This window comes from Streptomyces europaeiscabiei, assembly GCF_001550375.1.
GTDB classification, from domain to species: domain Bacteria; phylum Actinomycetota; class Actinomycetes; order Streptomycetales; family Streptomycetaceae; genus Streptomyces; species Streptomyces europaeiscabiei.
In genome coordinates, this window is the sequence record NZ_LRTR01000898.1 from 1 (window position 1) to 21628 (window position 21628).

22 protein-coding genes and 5 pseudogenes are annotated in these 21628 nt (G+C 68.2%); 16 read left to right on the forward strand and 11 right to left on the reverse strand.

Annotated features, from left to right (window positions below; genetic code table 11):
- From AWZ10_RS45330 to AWZ10_RS49660, 3 genes and pseudogenes are all read right to left on the reverse strand, one after another.
- The coding region (locus AWZ10_RS45330; protein ID WP_159058610.1) for a serine/threonine-protein kinase at positions 1 to 859 on the reverse strand (859 nt) is incomplete at its 3' end.
- 646 nt (positions 860 to 1505) lie between these two features.
- On the reverse strand, positions 1506 to 2075 hold the full coding sequence (locus tag AWZ10_RS45335) for a dienelactone hydrolase family protein (protein ID WP_046702725.1): 570 nt from the start codon (positions 2073 to 2075) through the stop codon (positions 1506 to 1508).
- Between the two features lie 266 nt (positions 2076 to 2341).
- A pseudogene (locus AWZ10_RS49660) lies at positions 2342 to 2488 on the reverse strand (transposase); the annotation flags it as partial.
- Between the two features lie 55 nt (positions 2489 to 2543).
- On the opposite strand from AWZ10_RS49660, the pseudogene AWZ10_RS54885 reads away from it, so the two are divergent.
- Positions 2544 to 2675: pseudogene (locus AWZ10_RS54885) on the forward strand (IS6 family transposase); the annotation flags it as partial.
- A gap of 16 nt (positions 2676 to 2691) precedes the next feature.
- Here the strand turns inward: AWZ10_RS54885 and AWZ10_RS45340 are convergent.
- The 4 genes from AWZ10_RS45340 to AWZ10_RS45355 form a co-directional block, all read right to left on the reverse strand.
- Positions 2692 to 3048, reverse strand: coding sequence for a nuclear transport factor 2 family protein (locus AWZ10_RS45340; protein WP_046702724.1), 357 nt, complete (start codon positions 3046 to 3048; stop codon positions 2692 to 2694).
- A gap of 256 nt (positions 3049 to 3304) precedes the next feature.
- The gene (locus tag AWZ10_RS55410) at positions 3305 to 4444 is read right to left on the reverse strand and encodes an FAD-binding oxidoreductase (RefSeq protein WP_060894148.1); all 1140 of its coding nucleotides are present in this window, start codon (positions 4442 to 4444) and stop codon (positions 3305 to 3307) included.
- A 26-nt stretch (positions 4445 to 4470) separates the two neighbouring features.
- On the reverse strand, positions 4471 to 5964 hold the full coding sequence (locus AWZ10_RS45350; RefSeq protein WP_046702722.1) for a phytoene desaturase family protein: 1494 nt from the start codon (positions 5962 to 5964) through the stop codon (positions 4471 to 4473).
- The gene (locus AWZ10_RS45355; protein ID WP_046702718.1) at positions 5961 to 6353 is read right to left on the reverse strand and encodes a nuclear transport factor 2 family protein; all 393 of its coding nucleotides are present in this window, start codon (positions 6351 to 6353) and stop codon (positions 5961 to 5963) included. The genes AWZ10_RS45350 and AWZ10_RS45355 overlap by 4 nt, the downstream gene beginning before the upstream one ends.
- Positions 6354 to 6485: 132 nt before the next feature.
- Between AWZ10_RS45355 and AWZ10_RS45360 the strand changes: the two genes are divergently transcribed.
- The 6 genes and pseudogenes from AWZ10_RS45360 to AWZ10_RS45375 all read left to right on the forward strand — a co-directional run bounded on the left by AWZ10_RS45360 (position 6486) and on the right by AWZ10_RS45375 (position 14154).
- Positions 6486 to 7082, forward strand: coding sequence for a PadR family transcriptional regulator (locus AWZ10_RS45360; protein ID WP_046702720.1), 597 nt, complete (start codon positions 6486 to 6488; stop codon positions 7080 to 7082).
- Positions 7083 to 7825: 743 nt separating this feature from the next.
- Positions 7826 to 8089: an AbfB domain-containing protein gene (locus AWZ10_RS56210; RefSeq protein WP_159058611.1), complete on the forward strand. Its 264-nt coding sequence runs from the start codon at positions 7826 to 7828 to the stop codon at positions 8087 to 8089.
- A 142-nt stretch (positions 8090 to 8231) separates the two neighbouring features.
- Entirely contained in the window at positions 8232 to 10232 is a 2001-nt protein-coding gene (locus AWZ10_RS45365) for an RICIN domain-containing protein (protein WP_060894149.1), read from the forward strand.
- A 637-nt stretch (positions 10233 to 10869) separates the two neighbouring features.
- Positions 10870 to 11055 (forward strand): annotated as a pseudogene (locus AWZ10_RS56215) (AbfB domain-containing protein); the annotation flags it as partial.
- A 260-nt stretch (positions 11056 to 11315) separates the two neighbouring features.
- Positions 11316 to 13601, forward strand: a pseudogene (locus tag AWZ10_RS45370) (family 43 glycosylhydrolase); the annotation flags it as partial.
- Between the two features lie 61 nt (positions 13602 to 13662).
- On the forward strand, positions 13663 to 14154 hold the full coding sequence (locus AWZ10_RS45375) for a transposase (protein ID WP_159058612.1): 492 nt from the start codon (positions 13663 to 13665) through the stop codon (positions 14152 to 14154).
- On the opposite strand, the gene AWZ10_RS45380 is transcribed toward AWZ10_RS45375, so the two are convergent.
- The 3 genes from AWZ10_RS45380 to AWZ10_RS52775 all read right to left on the reverse strand — a co-directional run bounded on the left by AWZ10_RS45380 (position 14122) and on the right by AWZ10_RS52775 (position 15680).
- Entirely contained in the window at positions 14122 to 14508 is a 387-nt protein-coding gene (locus tag AWZ10_RS45380) for an SDR family NAD(P)-dependent oxidoreductase (RefSeq protein ID WP_244172783.1), read from the reverse strand. The two genes, AWZ10_RS45375 and AWZ10_RS45380, sit on opposite strands and share 33 nt — an antisense overlap.
- A gap of 445 nt (positions 14509 to 14953) precedes the next feature.
- Positions 14954 to 15346, reverse strand: a complete 393-nt coding sequence (locus AWZ10_RS45385; protein WP_060894151.1) for a nuclear transport factor 2 family protein — start codon at positions 15344 to 15346, stop codon at positions 14954 to 14956.
- 85 nt (positions 15347 to 15431) lie between these two features.
- Entirely contained in the window at positions 15432 to 15680 is a 249-nt protein-coding gene (locus tag AWZ10_RS52775; RefSeq protein ID WP_167366056.1) for a hypothetical protein, read from the reverse strand.
- Between AWZ10_RS52775 and AWZ10_RS55420 the strand changes: the two are divergent.
- A pseudogene (locus AWZ10_RS55420) lies at positions 15570 to 15959 on the forward strand (Tn3 family transposase); the annotation flags it as partial. The gene AWZ10_RS52775 and the pseudogene AWZ10_RS55420 overlap by 111 nt on opposite strands.
- A gap of 89 nt (positions 15960 to 16048) precedes the next feature.
- On the opposite strand, the gene AWZ10_RS45395 reads toward AWZ10_RS55420, so the two are convergent.
- Positions 16049 to 16732 carry a GntR family transcriptional regulator gene (locus AWZ10_RS45395; protein ID WP_060894152.1) on the reverse strand — a complete coding sequence of 228 codons (684 nt, stop codon included), beginning with the start codon at positions 16730 to 16732 and terminating at the stop codon, positions 16049 to 16051.
- A 94-nt stretch (positions 16733 to 16826) separates the two neighbouring features.
- Between AWZ10_RS45395 and AWZ10_RS45400 the strand changes: the two genes are divergently transcribed.
- From AWZ10_RS45400 to AWZ10_RS49680, 8 genes are all read left to right on the forward strand, one after another.
- Positions 16827 to 17474 carry an NAD(P)H-binding protein gene (locus tag AWZ10_RS45400; protein WP_046702715.1) on the forward strand — a complete coding sequence of 216 codons (648 nt, stop codon included), beginning with the start codon at positions 16827 to 16829 and terminating at the stop codon, positions 17472 to 17474.
- A gap of 52 nt (positions 17475 to 17526) precedes the next feature.
- Positions 17527 to 17928, forward strand: coding sequence for a RidA family protein (locus AWZ10_RS45405; RefSeq protein ID WP_046702714.1), 402 nt, complete (start codon positions 17527 to 17529; stop codon positions 17926 to 17928).
- Complete coding sequence (locus AWZ10_RS45410; protein WP_060894153.1) at positions 17928 to 18362, forward strand: SRPBCC family protein; 435 nt, start codon at positions 17928 to 17930, stop codon at positions 18360 to 18362. The genes AWZ10_RS45405 and AWZ10_RS45410 overlap by 1 nt, the downstream gene beginning before the upstream one ends.
- Before the next feature lie 53 nt (positions 18363 to 18415).
- Positions 18416 to 19525 (forward strand): NADH:flavin oxidoreductase/NADH oxidase, encoded by a 1110-nt coding sequence (locus tag AWZ10_RS45415; RefSeq protein ID WP_060894154.1) that lies wholly within the window; start codon positions 18416 to 18418, stop codon positions 19523 to 19525.
- Positions 19526 to 19565: 40 nt separating this feature from the next.
- A complete protein-coding gene (locus tag AWZ10_RS45420; RefSeq protein ID WP_060894155.1) occupies positions 19566 to 20309 on the forward strand; it encodes an SDR family oxidoreductase in 744 nt (247 codons plus the stop codon).
- Positions 20310 to 20350: 41 nt separating this feature from the next.
- The gene (locus AWZ10_RS45425; RefSeq protein ID WP_060894156.1) at positions 20351 to 20785 is read left to right on the forward strand and encodes a VOC family protein; all 435 of its coding nucleotides are present in this window, start codon (positions 20351 to 20353) and stop codon (positions 20783 to 20785) included.
- Between the two features lie 184 nt (positions 20786 to 20969).
- Entirely contained in the window at positions 20970 to 21356 is a 387-nt protein-coding gene (locus tag AWZ10_RS45430) for a nuclear transport factor 2 family protein (RefSeq protein WP_046702709.1), read from the forward strand.
- 126 nt (positions 21357 to 21482) lie between these two features.
- On the forward strand, positions 21483 to 21587 hold the full coding sequence (locus AWZ10_RS49680; protein ID WP_199845781.1) for a dioxygenase: 105 nt from the start codon (positions 21483 to 21485) through the stop codon (positions 21585 to 21587).
- Positions 21588 to 21628: the final 41 nt, after the last annotated feature.

Sequence of the window (21628 nt, forward strand, 5' to 3'; positions counted from 1 at the left end):
CGGCCGGACCGGCGGGCACCGTCGCGGCGGCCGACCCGGACTGCGGGGAGGCCGGCAGGGCGGCACGCAGTCGGTCACGGACCTCACTCGCCGTAGCGGGACGGTTGTCGGGGTCCTTCGCCAGCATCTCCAGCACCAGCGCGTCCACCGCCGGTCCCGGCCCCGGACGCACCAGGCTGGGAGCCGACGGAACCTGCTGCAGGTGGGCCACCAGCAGTGCGGCGGTGTCCAGATCCCCGAACAGGCGCTCACCGGTGAGGAGTTCGTACATGACGCAGCCCAGCGCGTAAAGGTCCGCCCGGTGGTCGCCCGCCCGGCCGGCCAGCCGCTCCGGCGGCATGTAGGCCACGGTCCCCACCACCGCGCTGCTCGCCGTGGTCGTGGCCGCGTAGCGCGCGATGCCGAAGTCGAGAATCTTGAGCAGGCCGGCGTCGGTGAGCATCAGGTTCGCGGGCTTGAGGTCGCGGTGCACGATCCCCGCGGCATGGGCGGCAGCCAGGGCGTCCGCCGCCTGGGCGGTCCAGCCGAGCGCGTCCGCGACCGGCGGCGGGCCGTCCTTGCGGAGAACGGTCGACAGATCCCGCCCCGAAAGCATCTCCATGACCAAAAAGAGCGTGCCGTCCGCGTCCTCGCCCAGATCGTGGACGGTGACGATGCCAGGGTGGTTGAGGCCACCGGCCGTCCGCGCCTCGCGGAAGAACAGCCGGGTTCCTTCACCGCCTTCCAGGTGAGGCTGGAGAAGCTTGACCGCCACCCGCCGCTGTATACGGGTGTCATGCGCGACCCAGACCTCGCCCATTCCCCCGCGCCCCAGCAACACCTCCAACTCGTAGCGACCCGCCAGCATTCGCCCCGTCATGACGCTCCCTCAACCACACGACCCGGAAGACCCCCCCCATGTGGCACCCGGGCCACGCAGGACATGCGGGCGATCGTAGTGCCCCGCCCGCTCGCTCACGGCCCGTAAAAGGGCACCTGCGGAAACCGCGCGCCACAAAACCGGACGCATGCGCGCGCACCGGTGCGAGTCCAGGGGCGATGGACGCCCCGCTGGCCGACTCCGGTGCGCCACCCCTGGAGTGAGGCGTCCGATGCCGTCGCTCACCCCTCCCTGACCGCCGCCAAGTTGCGGGACATCACTGGTGTACTCGCCTCCCCCCGACCTGGACACCGAACAGCGCATGCACACCCACCACGCCCGCACCGCGAAGGCCCTGGACGTCCAGACCGAGTCGGCCGGGGAGTTCTGAGGGTGGTCCGGACGCACCCTGGGCGCCCCGGCCCGCACGGCCGATCGGGCCCGCAACCGCGAGAAACGCGGCTCGCGCGGCGGCCGTCCACCGAAGTTCGACCCGTGTAGGGGATCTCCGCGGTGGAGTGCGCGGGAAGATGCTCGTACGCCTTTGACCAGGCTGGTCAGCCCCCTGCCCAGGCTGCGGGCGCCCGCTTCCGGCGCGGTTCACGCAGAGTCCGGCACGAGACCGACCACTGGTTCGCGGCGGGGATCAGACCGAGGCGAGGAACGTCCGCACGCGCTCCAGCAGCAGCGTGGACGCCTCCGCGTCGAAGGCCTCGAGAGAGGCGTCGGTGAACAGGTGCTGATTGCCGGGGTAGACAAACAGCTCCGCAGCCGATGCGAACTTGGCCAGCTCGCGCGCCGCGGGCAGGTCTTCGTCGAAGAACTCGTCGCCCTCCTTGCCGTGGATCTGCACCGGCACACTGTCGGGCCAGGACTCCCCGTACTCGGTGACGGGGATGCAGGAGTGCATCAGCAGTGCTCCACGTGCGCCGGGCCGTGTCTGCGCGAGCTTCTGGGCGATAGTCACGCCGAACGAGAAGCCGGCGTACACCAGTTCCGGGCCAAGGTTCTCGGCCGCTGCCGCACCACGTTCCCTGAGGGTGTCGAACCCGATTTCCCGCGCGAACCCCATGCCCTCTTCGAGGCTGCCGAAGGTGCGGCCCTCGAACAGATCCGGAGTGTGCACGGTGTGGCCGGCCTGTCGCAGGTTGTCGGCGAACGCCCGGACCCCGTCAGTCAAGCCCTGGACGTGATGGTAAAGCAGAACCTCAGCCATATTTCGCGGTGTCCTTCGCCTATTGATCGACTGTTCCGACAACGCACCAGGACGCTGGTACCTCACTCAGCACCCGACCATCTCACAGCTCATGAGCGCGCGGCAGGCAGTTCGCCTCCATGCCCCGCAGACGAGCGGCGGGTGCGCACGGACGGACCGGTGCAGAGCCCACCCTGCGCCCAACTTGTCTGTCCGCGAAGCCAGTTGGGCCACTCGGAGCAGTCCGCAGTGTGCGCGGTTCGCACCCCGACGAAGCGAAGGTTGGCATGCACTCGCGACGGGGGGCGCTGCCAGGCGGCCCCGAGCATGACCTTGCGGATCGCTGTGACCAGGCTGCTGTGGCTGTCGGAGATGACCAGGCGGACGCCGGTCGGTCCGCGTTCTCGCAGGTGACGCAGGAACTGGGCCCGGAAGGGCGCTGTCACGTGGGCCGGGCGGGTGGGTTGATCATGGTGGAGGGGATCGTCCGTGGGGAGCGCGTCGCCGTCGTACAGAGGTCACATGTACCCGGTCGAGGTGATCTCCCACTGCGTGTGGCTGTACTTCCGCTTCCCGCTCAGCTTCCGTGAGGTCGAGCAGCTGACGCTCGAGCGCGGGATTACCTGGATCAAGGATGTCAGGTGCCGATGAAGAAGCCGCACAGTCGGCCGATCCTTCCGCCCTCCAGCCACGCGACATCGAAGCCGCTCACCACTGGAGCTTCACCCGTGGGTCCGACCTGCCACGAGAAGTGGACGGCGTCGTGGTGGGTCAACACCGTGTCAAAGGTGAAGAGCATTCCGGTGAAGTTCTTCTGCGAAGCACCAATGTACTCGTCGATGGCCGCGGTGCCGTCGGCGACGACCATTGGATCGGTGTACGTGCCATTCGGGGTGAAGAGGTCGTCAATCAGATCCCGTCGAACCTGATCCTCCGTTTCATTCCACATCGCGATGTATCTTTGGACCAATTCGGTCACGGAATTCTTATCCATGCAGAAACTGTATCATCGGTCGATGCTAAATTCCATTCCAACTTGCCTTCAAAGGCGGGAAGTTGACCTTTATTGAAATTCGCGTGACGGAATATATCGGTGGGATTGATGGCCCCTCCGGGAGCGAGTTTTTGGTTCACTTTCCGAAGGGATCTGGGCGGCGCCTACCGACTCGCATCAGTACATGTTATGGCTGGCCTTTCGTAGGTATCCGCAGCCTCTGTCTACTGCCGACGCTCACAACTGAAGCAACGTCCTATGCGTCAAGCTCCACGTCTGTGATCGGGTAGGCGACGCAGGAGTGGGTGTAGCCGAGGCGGGCATCCGACATGCGGAGCTTCGCTTCGTCGGCGGTGTGCACGGTGCCCTTGAGGACGCGGATGCGGCACAGGCTGCACTCGCCGGAGCGGCAGGCGGCCTCGGGGCGTATGCCCTCGTCCTCCAGAGCGTCCAGGAGCGGGCGGTCCCGGCGGGTGCGGAAGGTGCGTACGGCGGCGGTGACGGTGACTTCGCCGTCGGGGGTCGCGTCGGCGGGCCAGTGCGCCTGACGGGTGGGATCGGCGGGCGCGCCGTTGGCCTCGAAGCGGACGCGGCGACGGGGGTGGCCGAGGTGGAGGAGCTGCTGGAGGGCGTACGGGTAGAGGGCCTGCGGTCCGCACACGTAGACCGTGCGGGCGTTCAACGGTCCGGCGAGCGTCCTGATGAGGGACGAGGTCAGGAAACCCGTGGGGCCGGACCAGCCGGTGCCGGGTTCGGCGATGACGTGGTCGATCCGGATGTTCGGGTCGTGGTCGGCGGCCAGGGCGTCCAACTCGTCGCGGAAGATGATGTCGTCGTCGGTGCGGGAGCCGTAGATGAGGTGGAAGCGGCGGTCGAGGTCGTGGTCGACGATGTCGCGGAGCATGCTCATCGCCGGGACGGTGCCGGAGCCGCCGGCGAGGAAGACGACGTCGTCGCCGTGGAAGAGTGGGTTGTGGTGGAAGGTGCCCATGGGGCCGGTCGTGGTGAGGGTGTCGCCTGGCGTCAGGGTGTCGATGAGGTGGTTGCTGATGCGGCCGCCGGGGACCCGGCGGATCGTCAGGTCCCAGTGGTCCAGGCGGGCGGGGCTGGAGGAGAGGGCGTAGGGGCGGTTGGTGCCGTCCGCGAACACGCCCACGTACTGGCCGGCCAGGAAGGGCGGCAGGTCCGCCCCGTCGGGTAGGCGCAGCCGGAAGGTGTTCGTGGTGGCGGTCTCCGTGATGACCTCTGTGACCGTGAGGGTGAGCCTCTTGGGGTGGTAGGCGTCGATGGTGCGGCGGGTTTCGGCGGCGTGGTCGATGGTGTCGGCAGGGCGGCTGTCGATGTCGGCCTGGACGGCGTCGTGGCCGTCGAAGAGCGGGGCGAGAGGGTGTTTCACGGGTTCTCCCTGTCGGATTCAGGCGATCAGGCTGCCCTGGCGCGCAGCATGCGCCGGGCGACGCGGTGGCCGGCTTCGAGGGTGGGCTGGAAGCCGCCGGAGCCGGCCCATGCGCCCGCCAGGTGCAGGCCCGGTACGTGCGTCTCGCGTTCGCTGTCGCGGAACAGCCAGCCCTCGGTGCGGTCCTGGTCGTAGCCGTAGATCGCGCCGCCGGGGTGGCCGAGGTAGCGTGCGACGGTCAGCGGGGTGGCGACGTCGACCTCCTCGATGGTGTCCCGGATGCCAGGGACGGCCTTCTCCGCCAAGTCGAGCAGCGTCTCGGCGTAGGCGAACTTGGTACGCGCATACTCAGTCGGCGGGACCTTGTCCCAGGCGTCGCCGTACTGCAGCGTCAGGAGGCTGACATGGGTCGCGCCCACGGGCGCGAAGCCGATCGGGGCGACGTCGTAGCAGGAGACGCAGATGCCGCGGGCGGGCTCCAGGGATCGCCACGAGGTGTGGGTGCGGTCGTCGTCAAGGTCGGCGCTGACGAAGGTGGTGCTGGTGGTGAAGCCGAGGTCGGCGGGGGTGGCGTCGAGGCCCATGTGCAGGGCGAAGGCCGAGACACCGACGCGCCGCGTGGCGAGGTCGTCGCGTACGGCCGTCGGGACGGCATCGGCGTCGAGCATCGCGTAGGTGACGGGGAGCGAGGCGTTGGAGACGATGTCGCGGGCGGACACCTCCTGACCGTCGTCAAGACGGACGCCCACCGCACGGCCGTGCTCGGTCAGGATCGCCTCGACCGCTGTGTTGAAGCGGACCTGGCCTCCTGCCGCGACGAAGGAGTCCAGCAGGGCGCTCGACATGGCCTGCGAGCCGCCTCTGATGTGCCAGGGCTTGAACTCGATGTAGCCGTACAGCATGAGCGCCATCTCCTGGAACGCGAGCCGGGAGGGCGGCTGGCCGATGTACGGCCAGTACGTGCCGAGGACCGACTTGAGGCAGGGATCGTCGAAGTGCTCGTCCAGGACGTCCTTCAGCGGGCGCAGAGCCTGGCGGAAGAGGACGGGGTCGATGGCGTCGGCCGGTGTTCTGCGCAGAGCGGCGATGTACCAGAACGTCACGTCCCTGACGAGCGCGAAGAACCGTTCGACGCGGGCACGGTTGCCGGGGAAGGCGTTCTCCAGCGCGTCCACGGCACCGGCCCAGTCGGCGGGCAGGGTCACGTCGTACAGGCCGGGCACCACGGCCCGGTAGAGGTCGTGCTCCTGGACGAAGTCCAGCGAATCGGCGACACCCAGTCGGTCGAACAGCGAGCGCAGCGTGTACCGCTGGTCCTCCATTCCGACTCCGGACAGCTGGTGCAGCGCCGTCTCGAACTCGAAGCGGCCGCGCCTGAAGGAGGTGGCGCAGCCACCGGGGATGTTGTGGCGTTCCAGCAGGAAGGTGCGCAGTCCGGCGCGTTGGAGAGTGGCGGCGGCGGTCAGGCCGGCGTTGCCCGCGCCGATGACCACCGCGTCGAAGTCGGTCGTCGCGGTCACTGTTCGGCGGCCTCTCGTGCGATCTGCTCGAACTGGGCGCCCATGGCTTCGGACAGTGCCTGGGCGGCGGAGAGGGGGCGCACCATCACGGTGAAGTCGTCGATCTTTCCGTTTTCGTCGAAGTGCAGGAAGTCGCAGCCCTGGAGCTTCTTGCCGGCGACGGTGGCGGTGAAGACGAAGGCGTGGTCGCGGCCGTCGGGGCCCGCTGTCTCACGGATGTAGGTGAAGTCCTCGAAGACGCGGGACACCGCGCGCAGGATCGCGGCCGTGATCGCCTTGCCCGGGTACGGCTTGAAGGCGACCGGGCTGGTGAAGACGACGTCGTCGGCCAGCAGGGCGGCCACGGCGTCCATGTCACCGCTCTCCACGGCCTCGCGGAACGGGTGCATGACCCACCTCCATTACTCAACGATTTGAATAGGTGAGTTTGAGAGTAGGAGGGAAGTAGCTCCATGTCCACAGGTATGTCGTGCCTCATCAGTCACCTCGTTGAGTAGTCTCGAAGGTGCTAGGTTGTGTCCATGGCTTTGCGGAACGCGGTGATGGCCGCGCTGCTGGAGGGCGAGGCGTCCGGGTACGACCTCGCGAAGGGGTTCGACGCGACGGTCGCCAACTTCTGGATGTCGACGCCCCAGCAGCTCTACCGGGAGCTGGAACGCATGGAGGCCGCAGGACTGGTCACGGCCCGCGTCGTCGAGCAGGAGCGCCGCCCCAACAAGCGGCTGTTCTCCCTGACGGAGGCCGGGCGGGATGCCGTACACGCCTACACCGCCGAGCCGTTGAGTAAGCCTGCGGTGGTCCGGGACGAGTTGATGGTCAAGGTGCAGTGCCTGGACTCGGGCGACATCGGCGCGGTCCGCAAGGCCATCACCGAGCGCATGGAGTGGGCAACCGCCAAACTGGCCCGCTACGAGAGGCTCCGCCAGCGCCTCCTCGACGGGCGCTCCGAGGAGGCGTACTTCACTGAAGCCGAACGCATCGGCCCATATCTCACCCTGCTGCGCGGGATGTCGTTCGAACGGGAGAACCTCCAGTGGGGGGCCATCGCACTCCGCAGGCTCGACCAGCGAGCGGCCGCTCTCCAAACGAACGGCAAGCCCGGCGACAAATACGCGTGACCCGGATCACCCGAAGCGCCGAGGGCTGACCAGCGTCCCCGAGGAACACCGCGAGCTCGCCACTGCCCGTGCCCGCGGCACAGAGACCGCCCAGCTATCTTCGCTGACCACCGCCGGCGTGCAGTCGACATGGTCACTGCGAGCCTTGCTCCAGCCTGATCGGCAGGGCGCCTGCGTGCGGCCGTCTCCATTCGGGCCGTACCTCGGCAATCCCGACGGCCCCCTATGCCTACACCGTGGAATTGCGTCCGCATGGCAGGAGAACGTCGAGCGTCGGCTCGTTCGGCTGGACCAGCCGAGTGGACAACGACAAGAGCGGTGCCATGCTCCTGCATCTGGCGGCAGCTCAACCCCTCCTGCTGACGTGCGCTGCGTCCGGTAGCACCTCGCGAACACATGTGTCTGCCCCTGCATGCCCCGGCGCAATCCGCCCCTGCGCGGCGTCATGGGTTGATCTTTCCGAGGTTGCCCGTGCGGTTGCTCGACCCAGCGCAGTGGCGTCGCCTCTCCAACCCCACAAAATCCAACGCACTTCGACAAAACCATTGACCTCCCTATGTCCCACCTCTACTTTCTGATCACTTCCCCCGGACCGTGGCCGGTATATCGGACGGCGGTGACCGTGCCGGGCAGGCGTGTCCTTCACGGGGTCCTGGGCGCCGGGCGCCCGTTTCCCACACGTCTCTTTTTGGAGAGCAGATGTGCGCAGGATCCACTCTTCCCGGACTCGCCGACGCCGCGGGGTGTCCTTTCAGTCGGTTAACTCCCCGATCCGCTACCTGCGGCACTGCGGCTACGACCTGAGGCTGGACGTCAACGGCGGCACCAGCGCATCCGCCGGAGACGCCATGTTGCGCAGGACAGCGGGCTTGGCCGGGCCACCTGGACGCCCTTCGGGTCGAACCACTTCCCGACTGTCACATCACGCACTGAAGTACACGCTGCGCATCGACCCCGTCACCACCGCCCCCCACCGTTCGGACGCCACCTGCTCCATCGGCTGCTGACGCTCTGGCTTAACACGGCGCCGCTGGCCCAGCGAACGGGCAGCCGCAGGCACGGTGGTCCGGCTCCGCGGAAACCCGTCGGTCTGGGACGTCGTGAGGCCGGCCTTCTTTGCCCTTTCCCTCCCTTCCCCTGGAGAGCCGCATGTCCCTCCCCGCCGTACGAAGATGGACCAGGCGCATCGCCGCCCAGGCCCTCGCCGTCGGACTCGCCGTCGCCGGTCTGGCAACCCTCGACCGGCCGGAGCCGTCGGCGCCCCTGCCGGCCGAACCGGCCGCTGTCAGCACCAGCCAGATCGGTGTCACCCCGCCGTCGATGGGCTGGGCGTCCTGGAACCATTTCTTCAGCAGCATCGACCACAACGTGATCAAGCAGCAGGCCGACGCCCTGGTCTCCTCCGGCATGGCGGACGCCGGCTACAAGTACGTCAACCTGGATGACGGCTGGTGGCAGGGCGCCCGTGACGCGAACGGCAACATCGTCGTCGACGAGAACCTGTGGCCGGGCGGTATGAAGGCGATGGCCGACTACATCCACAGCAAGGGTCTGAAGGCCGGCATCTACACCGACGCGGGCAAGGACGGCTGCGGCTACTACTTCCCCACGACCCGCCCGGCCGCCCCGAACACCGGCATGGAGGGCCACTACCAGCAGGACCTTGAGACCTTCCAGCGCTGGGGCTTCGACTACGTCAAGATCGACTGGTGCGGCGGCCAGGCGGAGAAGCTGGACCAGGAAACCCAGTACAAGCAGATCGCCGCCGCGAACGAGGCCGCGTCCGCCGTCACCGGCCGCAAGCTGGTGCTGTCGTTCTGTGAGTGGGGCACCGGATTGTCCTGGAACTGGGCGACCGGTTACGGCGACCTGTGGCGCACCAGCCACGATGTCTTCCTGCGGGGAGAGACGCCGAGCATGGCGAAGATGTACCGCAACTTCGACGAGGCCCTCCAGCCGGCGGCCCAGCACACCGGCTACTACAACGACCCCGACATGCTGATGGTCGGCCTGAACGGCATGACCGCCCAGCGCAACCGGCTGCACATGAGCCTGTGGTCGATCGCCGGCGCCCCTCTGCTGGCCGGCAACAACGTGGCCACCATGAGCACGGAGACCCGTGACATCCTCACCAACCCCGAAGTCCTCGCCATCGACCAGGACCCGCGCGGACTGCAGGGCGTCAAGGTCGCCGAGGACACCCGGGGCCTGCAGGTGTACGGCAAGGTCCTCTCCGGCACCGGCAAACGCGCGGTGATGCTGTTCAACCGCACCGGATCCGCAGCGAACATCACCGTCCGCTGGGCCGACCTCGGCCTCACCACCGCCTCCGCCACCGTGCGCAACGCCTGGACCCGCGCCGACGCCGGTTCCTTCGCCACCGGCTACACCACCTCCGTCCCCGCGAACGACGCAGTGCTCCTGACCGTCTCCGGCACCGAGGCCTCCGGTTCCACCTTCGAGGACACCACCACCGCCACCACCCCGACGTTCAACAACGTCACCGCCTCCTCCGCGGGCACCAAGCTGGTGGACATCACCTACGCCAACGGCTCCAGCACCAACCGCAAGGCCACCGTTCAGGTGGGCGGCCAGTACAAGTACGTCGTGGCGTTCCCGCCGACCGGCTCGGCCACCACCTACCGGACCGTGTCCGTGCTCGCCCACCTGGCCAAGGGCGCCAACAGCGTCACATTCGCCTCGGTCTCCGGCAGTACCGCACCCGACATCGACGCCCTCCGCGTCCAGGACATCCCCGGCACCAACGGTGCAGCCCTCGTCGGCTCCGCCTCGGGCCGCTGCCTGGACATCGAGAAGAACACCTACGTCAACGCCACCCAGGCGCAGCTGTGGGACTGCTCCGGCGGACGCAACCAGACCTTCACCCAGACCTCGCGCGGCGAACTCGTCGTCTACGGCAACAAGTGCCTCGACGCCTACAACAGCGGCACCACCAACGGCACCAAGGTGATCATCTGGGACTGCACAGGCGGCACCAACCAGAAGTGGACCGCCAACTCCAACGGCACCATCACCAACAACCTCTCCGGCCTCTGCCTCGACGCCTCGAACGCGGCAACGGCCAACGGCACCAAGCTGATCCTGTGGACCTGCACGGGAGCGGCCAACCAGAAGTGGACACTCACCTGAGACCCCCAGCTACCTGACCACCACGGCACGCGTGGGTTCCGGCAACCCTGCTGACGGTTGCCGGAACCTACCGTGCGCAAGCCATCCCACACCTTCCGTCCCCGACCGTCCGCCGCGGCACAACCATGGCCACGGCGGACGGCATCACGCCTGGAGATCAGAAGGTGTGAGTTCCCGCCGGTGCTACTTGAGTACGCGGCGAGCGGGAGATCTTCATCAAGGACGAGACGCCCCTCCGCCGATCGGCGGCCAATCGTCGGCGCCGGCTCCCGGCGCTGTCCGGACGCGCCGAACGCGGACCAACAGCACCCTGGTCCAGCTGAGGGACTGCTCGGGCGGTGCCAAGCAGCAGTGGGCACGCACCGACGCCGAAGAACTGCGCGGCGTTTCACGCGCCCACGGAGTATTTGGCAGCAGATTGGCCAGTTCCATTGACGTGCTCTTGGCCGAAACCTATCTTCCTGTCGAAGTTACGTACAGCGTTCGGCATGTCGAACCCATGGCCGTCAAAGGGGACAGCCCGTGTACCGCACCCGTTACTGGTCCACTCTCGTGGCTCCTCGGCCGGCCCTGCTTGCTCCACGCGTCACCCGGTCCCCAGCGGCGCTGTCTCCGGTCGCTGCCACATTCAGGCGGCAACTCCGGCTCCTCGGCCGTTGATCGGCCCACACGATGTTCCGCGTCCCGCGACAGCAGGTCCTGTCCCGCAGAGTCGTACAACTACCCGGACCGGTACACCCGCCACTACGCGTACCAACTCAAGCTCGACCCGATCACCACCGCGACGGGCCGCAGTGACGCCACCTTCCGTGTGACGAGCTGACCCGACAGGGATGCCGGCGCCCTCACGGCGACCTCCCACCCGCCGCCCGCCTTCCAGCGGGAAGGCGTCGGCATCCCACCCAGCAGTGGTTCGTAAGGGAGAGCGAACGACGGTGAAGGCCGCTCGTATGGCCCGGCGGCCGGACGTGCCAGGAGTCCCCAGGCGGCGGCGAGTTGTCGAGCCGGATGGAAATTGTTGCCTTCTTCAAGGGAAGTGAACCCATGCACAGCATCAGACCTCAGAGCCGTCGAAGATTCCGGCCGGGCGCTCTGGCCGCCGTGGCCGCCGCCTCGCTTCTGGTGGGCGTCGTCGGCCCGGCAGCCCCCGCCCAGGCGGCGGAGATCACCGACGGCCTGGCTCTCTGGTACAAACTCGACGCCACCTCGGGCACCGTCGCGGTGGACGCCTCGGGCAACGGCCGCAACGGAACCGTCAACGGCACCGCGGGCTGGTCGGGTGCCGGGGAAGGGCTCTCGTTCAACGGCTCCGACACCTCCATCAAGGTGCCGGACAACATCATGAGCGGCATGAACTCGATCACCGTCTCGATGGACGTGCAGGTCGACGCCACCCAGGCCACGCCGTACTTCCTCTACGGCTTCGGCAACACCAGCAACGGCACTGGCAACGGGTATCTGTTCACCACCGGCAACGCGTTCCGGACCGCCATCGCCTCCGGGGACTTCTCCACCGAGCAGAACACCCAGACCTCCGCCGCGCTGCCGCGCTCGGTTTGGAAGCACGTCACCTATACCCAGACCGGCACCACGGGCATCCTCTACCAGGACGGCGTGGAGGTGGCCCGCAACACCTCGCTCACCCTCACCCCCGGTTCCATCGGGTCCGGCATCACCACGGCCAACTACATCGGCAAGTCGCTCTACAGCGGTGACAAGCTCTTCAAGGGCAAGATGCGCGACTTCCGGGTCTACGACCGCGCGCTGGCTCCCGGCGAGGTCCTCGAAGTCAGCGGGAACACCACGGGCATCGCCGCCGCCACCCACCCGTCCCTGAAGATCGCGGCCGTGATCGACGACGCCAACAGCAAGATCACGCTGCCGGTGAAGGAGGGCACGGACCTCACCGCGCTCGCCCCGCAGTTCACCCTCGCCCAGGGCGCGTCCATCAGTCCGGCCTCCGGCGCCCCGCGCGACTTCACCGCGCCCGTGACGTACGAGGTGACCGGCTCCGACGGCCAGAAGCGCACCTGGACCGTGTCGGCGCTGGTGATGAGGAGCCCGGTCCTTCCGGGGCTCACCGCCGACCCGAACATCGTCCGGTTCGGCGACACTTACTACATTTACCCGACCACCGACGGGTTCGCGGGCTGGAGCGGTACGCGGTTCAAGGCCTACTCGTCCAAGGACCTGGTCCACTGGACGGACCACGGCGTCATCCTGGACCTCGGCCCTGACGTCAGCTGGGCCGACGCCCGGGCCTGGGCGCCGACGATGACCGCGAAGAACGGGAAGTACTACTTCTACTACTCCGCCGACACGAACATCGGCGTCGCGGTCTCCGACTCGCCCACCGGCCCGTTCACAGACCCGCTCGGCAAGCCGCTGATCGCCCGCGGCGCATTCACCGGCCAGATGATCGACCCGGCGGTCTTCACCGACGACGACGGCCAGTCGTACCTCTACTGGGGCAACGGCCGGGCCTACGTCGTTCCGTTGAGCGACGACATGGTCTCCTTCGACGCCTCGAAAGTCACCGACATCACCACCAGTGGCTTCCGAGAGGGCGCCTTCGTCGTCAAGCGCAGCGGCACCTACTACTTCACGTGGTCGGAGAACGACACCCGGGACGAGAACTACCGCGTGGCCTACGCCACCGGGTCCTCGCCGACCGGGCCCTGGACCAAGCGGGGCGTGATCCTGGAGAAGGACCTTGCTCTGGGCATCAAGGGCCCCGGTCACCACTCCGTGGTGCAGGTGCCGGGCACCGACGACTGGTACATCGCCTACCACCGGTTCGCCATCCCCGGCGGTGACGGCACCCACCGCGAAACAACCATCGACAAGCTGGAGTTCGACGCAGGCGGCCTGATCAAGAAGGTCGTCCCCACCCTGAGCAGTATCACCCCGGTCTCCGGTGGCACCGCCCTGCCGACGAACACCACCCGCTCGCTCCGGTCCGTCAACTTCCCCGGCCGCTACGCCGCCGTGCGGTCGGACGGCCTCGGCTACCTCGACCCGGTGACCTCCTCCAGCACCACGGCGGTCAAGCAGAGCGCGACCTTCACCGTCATCCCCGGCCTGGCCGACTCCGCCTGCTACTCCTTCCGTGACTCGGCCGGCCGCTACCTGCGCCACAAGGACTTCCGGGCCCGCTTCGACGCGAGCAACGGCACGGCGCTCTTCAACAAGGACGCCACCTACTGCGCCCGGCCGGGTTCGGCCACCGGTTCGGTCAGCCTGGAGTCGTACAACTATCCCGGCCGCTACCTCCGCCACTACAACTACGAACTGCGCATCGATCCCTACCAGGACAACGCCACCTTCCGCGCCGACAGTTCCTTCACCGCGGTCAGCCCCTGGGCCTGATCGCCTTCCCCCGCTGGCCAGGTGACCCGCACGGCTATGCCCTGCGGGTCACCTGGCTGCCGTGCCCGACGCGCCATCGGCGAAGTCCTCGCTGTTTCGGGCAGGGGACCGGCTATGGGCGGAGCCATTGCGGGTGCTGTTCGCCGCGACTGCCAAGCCGATGGCCACCGAAGCGACGCCGGGTGCTTTCTGGCGGGGCTTGCGGCTGCTTGTCCTGGACGGAACCTGCTGGGACGTCGCGGACAGCGAAGCCGACGAGGCCGTCTTCGGGCGGCCGGGCAACGGCCGCGGGACGGGCCGGAGCGCGTATCCCCAGGTGCGGATGGCCGCTCTGGTGGAGGTGGGCACGCATGCGGTGCTGGGCGCGGAACTCGCCGGCTGCCGCACCGGGGAAGTCACCGTTGTCGGCCACCTGCCCGGCTCCTGCGGCCAGGGACAGCTCGTCCTGGCCGACCGGGAGTTCCTCGGCGCGGGGTTGTGGCGGGCCTTCACCGCCACCGGCGCTGATCTGCCGGGTGCTCTATCGGGAGGCCAGGCTCCGGAGGACTGCTGAGGAGACCGCAGTGGGCAGGGCGCGCAGCGTTCGAACCAGCGCGGCCGTCGCCCAGGGGAAGTACGCCTGCGCCGGTTCCCTTTCCAGAGCGCGTATGACGCAGCGTGCCGCGTGCTCCGTGCTGACCTGGAAGGGCTTGGGCAGTCCGTCGGCGTTGACCCGGTCGGTCGTTACGAAGCCGGGGTGCATGCTGGTGAACCGGATCTTCTTGGGCGCCAGTTCGACGCGAGCGGAGTCGATGAGCGTGCGGGCGGCCGCCTTCGCTGCGGAGTAGGGGCCTTGGCGGGGAATGCCCATGAGCCCTGCCAGCGAGTTGGTGTGGGCGATCAGGCCACCATGCACCTGGCTTCCCATCTGTGTAATCAGTGAACCGGCCGATTTCTGTGATGCCATGGGCCGGTGCCCATGGCGCTGGTTCGGGTGTAGGGGACGGGGTGCGGTCAGGCAGGGTTGCGTCGCAGGACCGGCCGACCGGTGGGGCGTCGAGAGACTCGGCGGTCACTGGCGGCTGGTAGGTCTCCGCAGCCTGCCGGGAACGGCAGGACGAGGGCAGCGGATGCCCCGTCCGGTGGTGGAAAGCGCCTGAGGCCGTGACGCCTGCCAAGAGGGCGAACGTGCCGACACAAATTGCGAGTGGTCGCAGCCACCTGTGCTGGAGAGACACGTCCCTCTTGCAGTCATCGCCGAGCTGGTACCTCCCAGGTCGTGGGGGAGGGCTTCCCTCTGTATCGGTATCCGCGTCAAAGGCGTGTGGCACGGTCTGCTGTCCCTGTCTCGCTGAGAGGCAACGCGTTCGCGGTCACTGTTTGGCGGCCTCTCGTGCGATCTGCTCGAACTGGGCGCCCATGGCTTCGGACAGTGCCTGGGCGGCGGAGAGGGGGCGCACCATCACGGTGAAGTCGTCGATCTTTCCGTTTTCGTCGAAGTGCAGGAAGTCGCAGCCCTGGAGCTTCTTGCCGGCGACGGTGGCGGTGAAGACGAAGGCGTGGTCGCGGCCGTCGGGGCCCGCTGTCTCACGGATGTAGGTGAAGTCCTCGAAGACGCGGGACACCGCGCGCAGGATCGCGGCCGTGATCGCCTTGCCCGGGTACGGCTTGAAGGCGACCGGGCTGGTGAAGACGACGTCGTCGGCCAGCAGGGCGGCCACGGCGTCCATGTCACCGCTCTCCACGGCCTCGCGGAACGGGTGCATGACCCACCTCACATACTCAAAAAGTTGAATAGATGATTTGGAGAGTAGAGGGGGAGTGGCCCCTTGTCCATGGGGTGGTGGCCCATCACCAGTCACTTCGTTGAGTAGTCAGAGGTGCTTGTGTGTGTCCGGACTTGCGGTCGGGTCCATCGGGCACACCGACGATGTAGTCGGCCAGCAGCAGCTCGTCGAACTCTCCGGCCGGCACAGCCAGTTCCCCGCCATGGGCGTGGAACTCTGCGAGCGCGGCCCGTTCCTGCTCGCTCCGTGCGTGCGGCATCCACTGCGTGGCCTGTTCGCCGCCCGCTACCGGCCGCGAGCACGGCGAGACCATGTACATGGTGTGCGCGTGGGTGTCAGCAGGACTGTCCGCCCCGGCGCGATCCGCCTCACCTCGGCGGAGGACACAGGCTGTCGGCGCTGGCGCGGCGAGAGTGAGGCTGAGGCGGCGCTGCGGCACATGCGCCGGCGCTTCAGCACCGTCGACAGCCTGCGGGCCGCTGTGACGAAGCTGGTGAACGCCACCTTCGCCGCCCGCGACACCCCATGGGAGGGCGGGGGCGCCGCCTGCGCGTCGGACTCGAAGAAGTTCGGGTCCTGGTCCTCGAATTTCATGACCGAGTACCCATGGCTGCCGGGCGAGGGCGATGGCGAGCGGGCTTCACCAATGCTGGCGGTGCCCAGACGGTGGCGGACCGGTCATCAGGCCGGGTTCGACGTGCCGATGACGACGTCCACCGCATGGCGGCGGTGGGCGGCGAAGAGGGGGAGGGCGGCCCGGGCGTCGCGGGCGCGCAGGGCGGCGGCCAGTGCATGGTGTTCCTGGGGGATGCAGTCGAGGTAGCCCTCGGTGCTGAGACCGATGCGGGTCAGCAGGAACAGGTGGACCTGGCAGCGGATGGTCTCCCAGGCCGCGGCGAGACGTTGGTGGCCGGTGGCGGCGAAGACGGTGTCGTGGAAGGCGATGTCCAGGCGGACCATGGCGTGCGGGTCCGTCGTGCGGTCCATCCCGCCGGCCGCCTTCTCGATGGCGGCGAGGTCCTCCTCGGAGGCGTGCGCGATGACCTGCTGGACGGCGAGGTCCTCGAGCGCGCCGCGCAGGCTGTCGAGCTCGGCGACATCCTCGGCGGACAGCGTTGTGACCACGGTGCCGCGGTGCCAGGCGCAGTGCACGAGCCCCTCGCGCTCCAGTACGCGCAGAGCCTCACGCACCGGCCCCCTGCTGACCTGCAGTGTGCTGGAGAGCTCGATCTCTCGCAGCGGTGCCCCGGGGGCGTATGCACCGCTGAAGATCGCCTCCCGGATCCGGTCGGCGACCTCGTCGGCCAGTCCGCGGCGGCGGGCGGGGGCCACCGCGCGATCTCCTGTCAGTTGCGCTTTCTCCATGTCGCGATGTTAACATTCTGCCGTTGTCGCAATGTCAACATTACGACAACCGGAGTTGCCGGTCGTTCGTGCAATCAGGAGAGAGGCGTTTTCCATGAAGGTGTTCCAGATCGGTGCCGCCGGAGGTGTCGGTAGGAGGCTCGCCGGCCTGCTGTCCGAGCGCGGTGACGAGGTGACCGGCATGCACCGCAGCCCGGCACAGGCCGACTCGATTCGTGCGGCCGGTGCGACGCCGGTGACCGGCGACCTGATCGCCGACACGGTGGACGAGCTGGCCGTCAAGCTCGCCGGGCACGACGCGGTGGTGTTCTCGGCCGGCGCGCACGGCACCGGTATGGACAAGACCACGCTCATCGACGGCAAGGGCCTGCAGAAGGCGGCTGCCGCGGCCGAGGCCGCCGGAGTCCGGCGCTTCTTCCTGGTCTCGGTGTTCCCCGACGCCCTGCGCGGCGGCGAGCGCAGTGAGGGCTTCGAGCACTACGTCAAGGTCAAGAAGAGCGCGGACGTGTGTCTCACCCGCACGGGCCTGGACTGGCTGATCGTCCGCCCCGGCACGCTGCTGGACGGACCCGGTAGCGGGCGGGTCACCGCCGGGCCCGCCGTCGAGTACGGCGACGTGCCCCGCGACGACGTCGCCGCGTTCATCGACGCCGCCCTGCACGAGCCCGCCCTCAGCCGCGTCATCGTCGAGCTGACCTCCGGCGACACCCCCGTCGCGGACGCGGTCGCCCGCCTCGCCTGAGCGCGGCGCTCCTGCCCGCCCCTGCATCCCCCACCAGAGAAGGACAGCCATCATGACCGCGATCGATTCCTACAGCCACGGCGTCTCGGGCGAGCGCGAGTTCGGCTTCGCCCAGGCCATCAGGGTCGACCACACGATCTACGTCTCGGGCCAGCTCTCCCACGACGCAGAGGGCAATTTCCTCTACCCGGGCGACTTCGACGCCCAGAGCGAGCAGGTCTTCGCCAACTTCGAGAAGGTCCTCGCCCACTACGGCGCCACCCGCAACCAGGTCGTCTCCGAGACCCAGTACATCGTTGACCTGCCGAAGTACAACAACGCGATGGCGGCCGCCAACCTGGCCTACTTCGGCGACCACCACCCCACCAGCAGCACCATCGGCGTGGCCCACCTGTTCTTCCCCGGCCAGCTCATCGAGACCAACTTCGTCATCGACACCCGTCTGCCCGCCTGATGGCACGGGCGTACTGGAGCTCAGTCTTCACCAGCTCCGCAGACCAGACATGGGCTGTCGTCCGGCGGTTCAACGGCCTGCCCGACTGGCATCCAGCCATCCGGGCGAGCGAGATCATCGGGGGCGGGGGCGGGCTCACCCCCGGTGCTGTCCGCCTTCTCACCGGGGTGGACGGCAGCATCTACCGGGAACGGCTCGTGGCGCTGGACGACGCCGACCGGAAGCTGAGCTACGAGATCGTCGAGGCACCGCTGCCGGTCCGCGGCTACCGCTCGACGCTGCACGTCCAGCCCGTCGCCGACACCGGCGGCGCCTTCCTCAGCTGGCACGCCACCTTCGATCCGGCCGAGGGCACCACCGCCCAGGACGCCACCGCAGTCATCGAAGCGGCCTACGCCCCTGCCCTCGCAGGCCTCCACACGATCATCGCCTGACACCGGACGGCAACCGACCTGCCGAATCACGGCCCACGGAAGAAGTGCCCTCGATGAGTTCCCTGTTCACCCCCCTGACCTTGCGTTCCCTGTCGATACCCAACCGGGTGTGGATGTCGCCGATGTGCATGTACTGCGCGGCCTCCGAAGGTCCGGACACCGGTGTGCCGACCGACTTCCACCTCACCCACCTGGCCTCCCGTGCCGCCGGCGGTGCGGGCCTGGTGATGGCCGAGGCCACCGGTGTGCGCCCCGACGGGCGCATCAGCCCCTGGGACCTGGGCCTGTGGAACGACCGCCAGCAGGAGGCGTTCACCCGTATCACCGCGGCCGTCAAGGCGCACGGCGCCGTCCCGGCCATCCAGCTCGCCCACGCCGGCCGCAAGACGTCGATGGACAAGCCCTGGCTCTCCGACCGGTACGTGCCCGAGGCCGAGGGCGGCTGGCAGCCCGTCGCCCCCAGCGCCATCGCGTTCGGCGGACTGCCCGTACCGCACGAGCTGACCGTGGAGGAGATCCAGCAGCTTGTCCGGGACTTCGCGGACTCCGCGCGGCGCGCGCTTGCCGCGGGCTTCCAGGTCGTCGAGGTGCACGGCGCCCACGGCTTCCTGATCAACTCCTTCCTCTCCCCGGCGTCCAACCACCGCACCGACGCCTACGGCGGCAGCTTCGAGAACCGCCTCCGCTTCGCCCTGGAGGTCGTCGACGCCGTCCGCGCGGTGTGGCCCGAGGACCTGCCGGTCTTCTTCCGCACCTCGGCCACCGACTGGCTGACCGAGAATCCCGAGGACCAGCGCGAGGGCTGGACCGGGGACGACACCGTCCGCCTCGCCAAGGAACTCCAGGCCCACGGCGTCGACCTGCTCGACGTGTCCACCGGCGGCATGGTCCCCGACGCCAAGATCGTCGCCGGACCCAACTACCAGGTCCCCTTCGCCGCCCAGGCACGCCAGGCCACCGGCATCCGCACCGGCGCCGTCGGCATCATCACCGAGCCGCAGCAGGCCGAGGACATCCTCACCAGCGGGCAGGCCGACGCGGTCCTCCTCGGCCGTGAACTCCTGCGCAACCCCTACTGGCCACAGCACGCCGCCCTCGCGCTCGACGCCGAGCCGACCTGGCCCGACCAGTACGCCTACGTCGTCAAGCGCCGCAAGCCCTGACAAGACAGCAGCGTGCCGAGCCATCTCACCGGGAGACCCCATGGACCACCTTCAGGACAAGGTCGTCGTCATCACCGGTGCCTCCTCCGGTATCGGCGCCGTCAGCGCCAGGGCTCCCGCCGCCCGCGGCGCCAAGATCGTCGCCGCCGCCCGCGGCCAGGAGGACCTCGACCAGCTGGTCGCCGACATCGACAAGACCGGCGGCACCGCCGTCGCCAGGCTCACCGATGTCGCCGACGCCGCGGACATGCAGGCGTTGGCCGACTTCGCTGTCGAACGCTTCGGCCGGATCGATGCGCTGGTCAACAACGCCGGTCTGATGCTGTTCTCCTTCTGGAAGGACGGCGCGATCGACGACTGGAACCGGATGATCGACGTGAACATTCGCGGCTACCTCAACGGCGTCCACGCCGTCCTTCCGGTCATGCTCCGTCAGGAATCCGGCCACATCCTCAACATGGACTCGGTCGCCGGCCACCAGGTCGGCGACGGCGCCGGTGTCTACGGCTCCACCAAGTTCTTCGTCCAGGCCATGACCGAGTCCATGCGCAGGGAACTCGGCGTCCGCGAAGGCATCAAGGCCTCCACCATCAGCCCCGGCGCCATCGACACCGGCTGGGCCGACAAGGTCACCGACCCCGCAGGCCGCAGGGCCGCCCAGGAACTGAACGCCATCGCCATCAGCCCGCAAAGCGTCGCCGACGCCGTCGTCTACGCCCTCGACCAGCCCGCCGACGTCACCGTCAACGACCTGATCATTTCCCCCACCCACCAGAACTGGTAAGCGCCAGGCACTCCACGCCGCACGGAAGGAACCCCAGGCCCATGTCCGGTCTCGCCTCCCCCATCCCCCGCTTCCACCTCGCCGTCCCGGTCGACGACCTGGACGCCGCCCGCCGCTTCTACGGCGAGACGCTCGGCCTGGAGCAGGGCCGCAGCGCCGACACCTGGGTGGACTGGAACCTGCACGGCCACCAATTCGTCACCCACCTCGCCCCGGCCCGCACCGAACAGATACACAACCCGGTCGACGGCCACGACGTCCCCGTCCCGCACTTCGGACTGATCCTGACCATCGACGCCTTCCACCGGCTCGCCCACCGGCTGCGCGCCGCGGACACCACCTTCGTCATCGAGCCCTACGTGCGCTTCGCAGGCGAAACCGGCGAGCAGTGGACGATGTTCCTGCTCGACCCGGCCGGCAACGCCCTGGAGTTCAAGGCGTTCGCCGACGACGCCCAAGTGTTCGCCACGCCATGACGCCAAGGCCCTGCGGCGCGCCCCGGCCGTGAACCGGCAGGTACCCCAGCTATCAAGGGGCTGGTGGCTCAACGACCTGGACAGGCGGAGTACGGGTCTCGGTCAAGAGGCCGCCGCTGCCACTGATCCACGTCTCAACCAACCCGGCGCAAGCGCGCCGCAACCTCAGAATGAGAGACACAACATGTCGAAACCGACCTATGTCGCCGACCACATCGCAATCACCGAAGTACTGGAAAAGTACAACCAGGGCGTCGCCAAGGCCGACAGCTCGATCATGAAGCCCGCTTTCGCCGAAGAGGCGACGATCTTCGGCGTGGAGAATGGCAAGCTCTCCGGCGGCGCGATCACGGCCCTCTACCAGGGGATCGACAGGGATTTCCGCCCCTCGCCGGAAGGCCGCGCCGTGATCGCCTACATCAACGTGACCGGCACTGCAGCCAACGCACGTGTTGATACCAACGATGTCTCCGGCCTGTGCTTCACCGACTACTTCAACCTGCTGAAAGTCGATGGCACGTGGACCATTGTCAGCAAGATCTACCACACCAACGACGCGCCGAAATCGTAGCTGCGCACACGGCCGGGCGTGCATGAGCTTCCCGCCTCGCGGTGGACGTGTGGCGTGAGTTGACCTTGAGGCTGCCGGGAAGGAACCGTCCAGGCCGGCAACACACCCGCCGCAGTCCGTCAGAGCGTGAGCGAAACCGGCGAGCAGTGGACGATGCTCCTGCTGGACCCGGCCGGCAACGCGCAGGAGTTCAAGGCGTTCACCGACGACTCCCAAGTGTTCGCCACCTGACAGCTACTGTGGTCGGTGGAGGGCTTTCGGAGGGGCTGCCC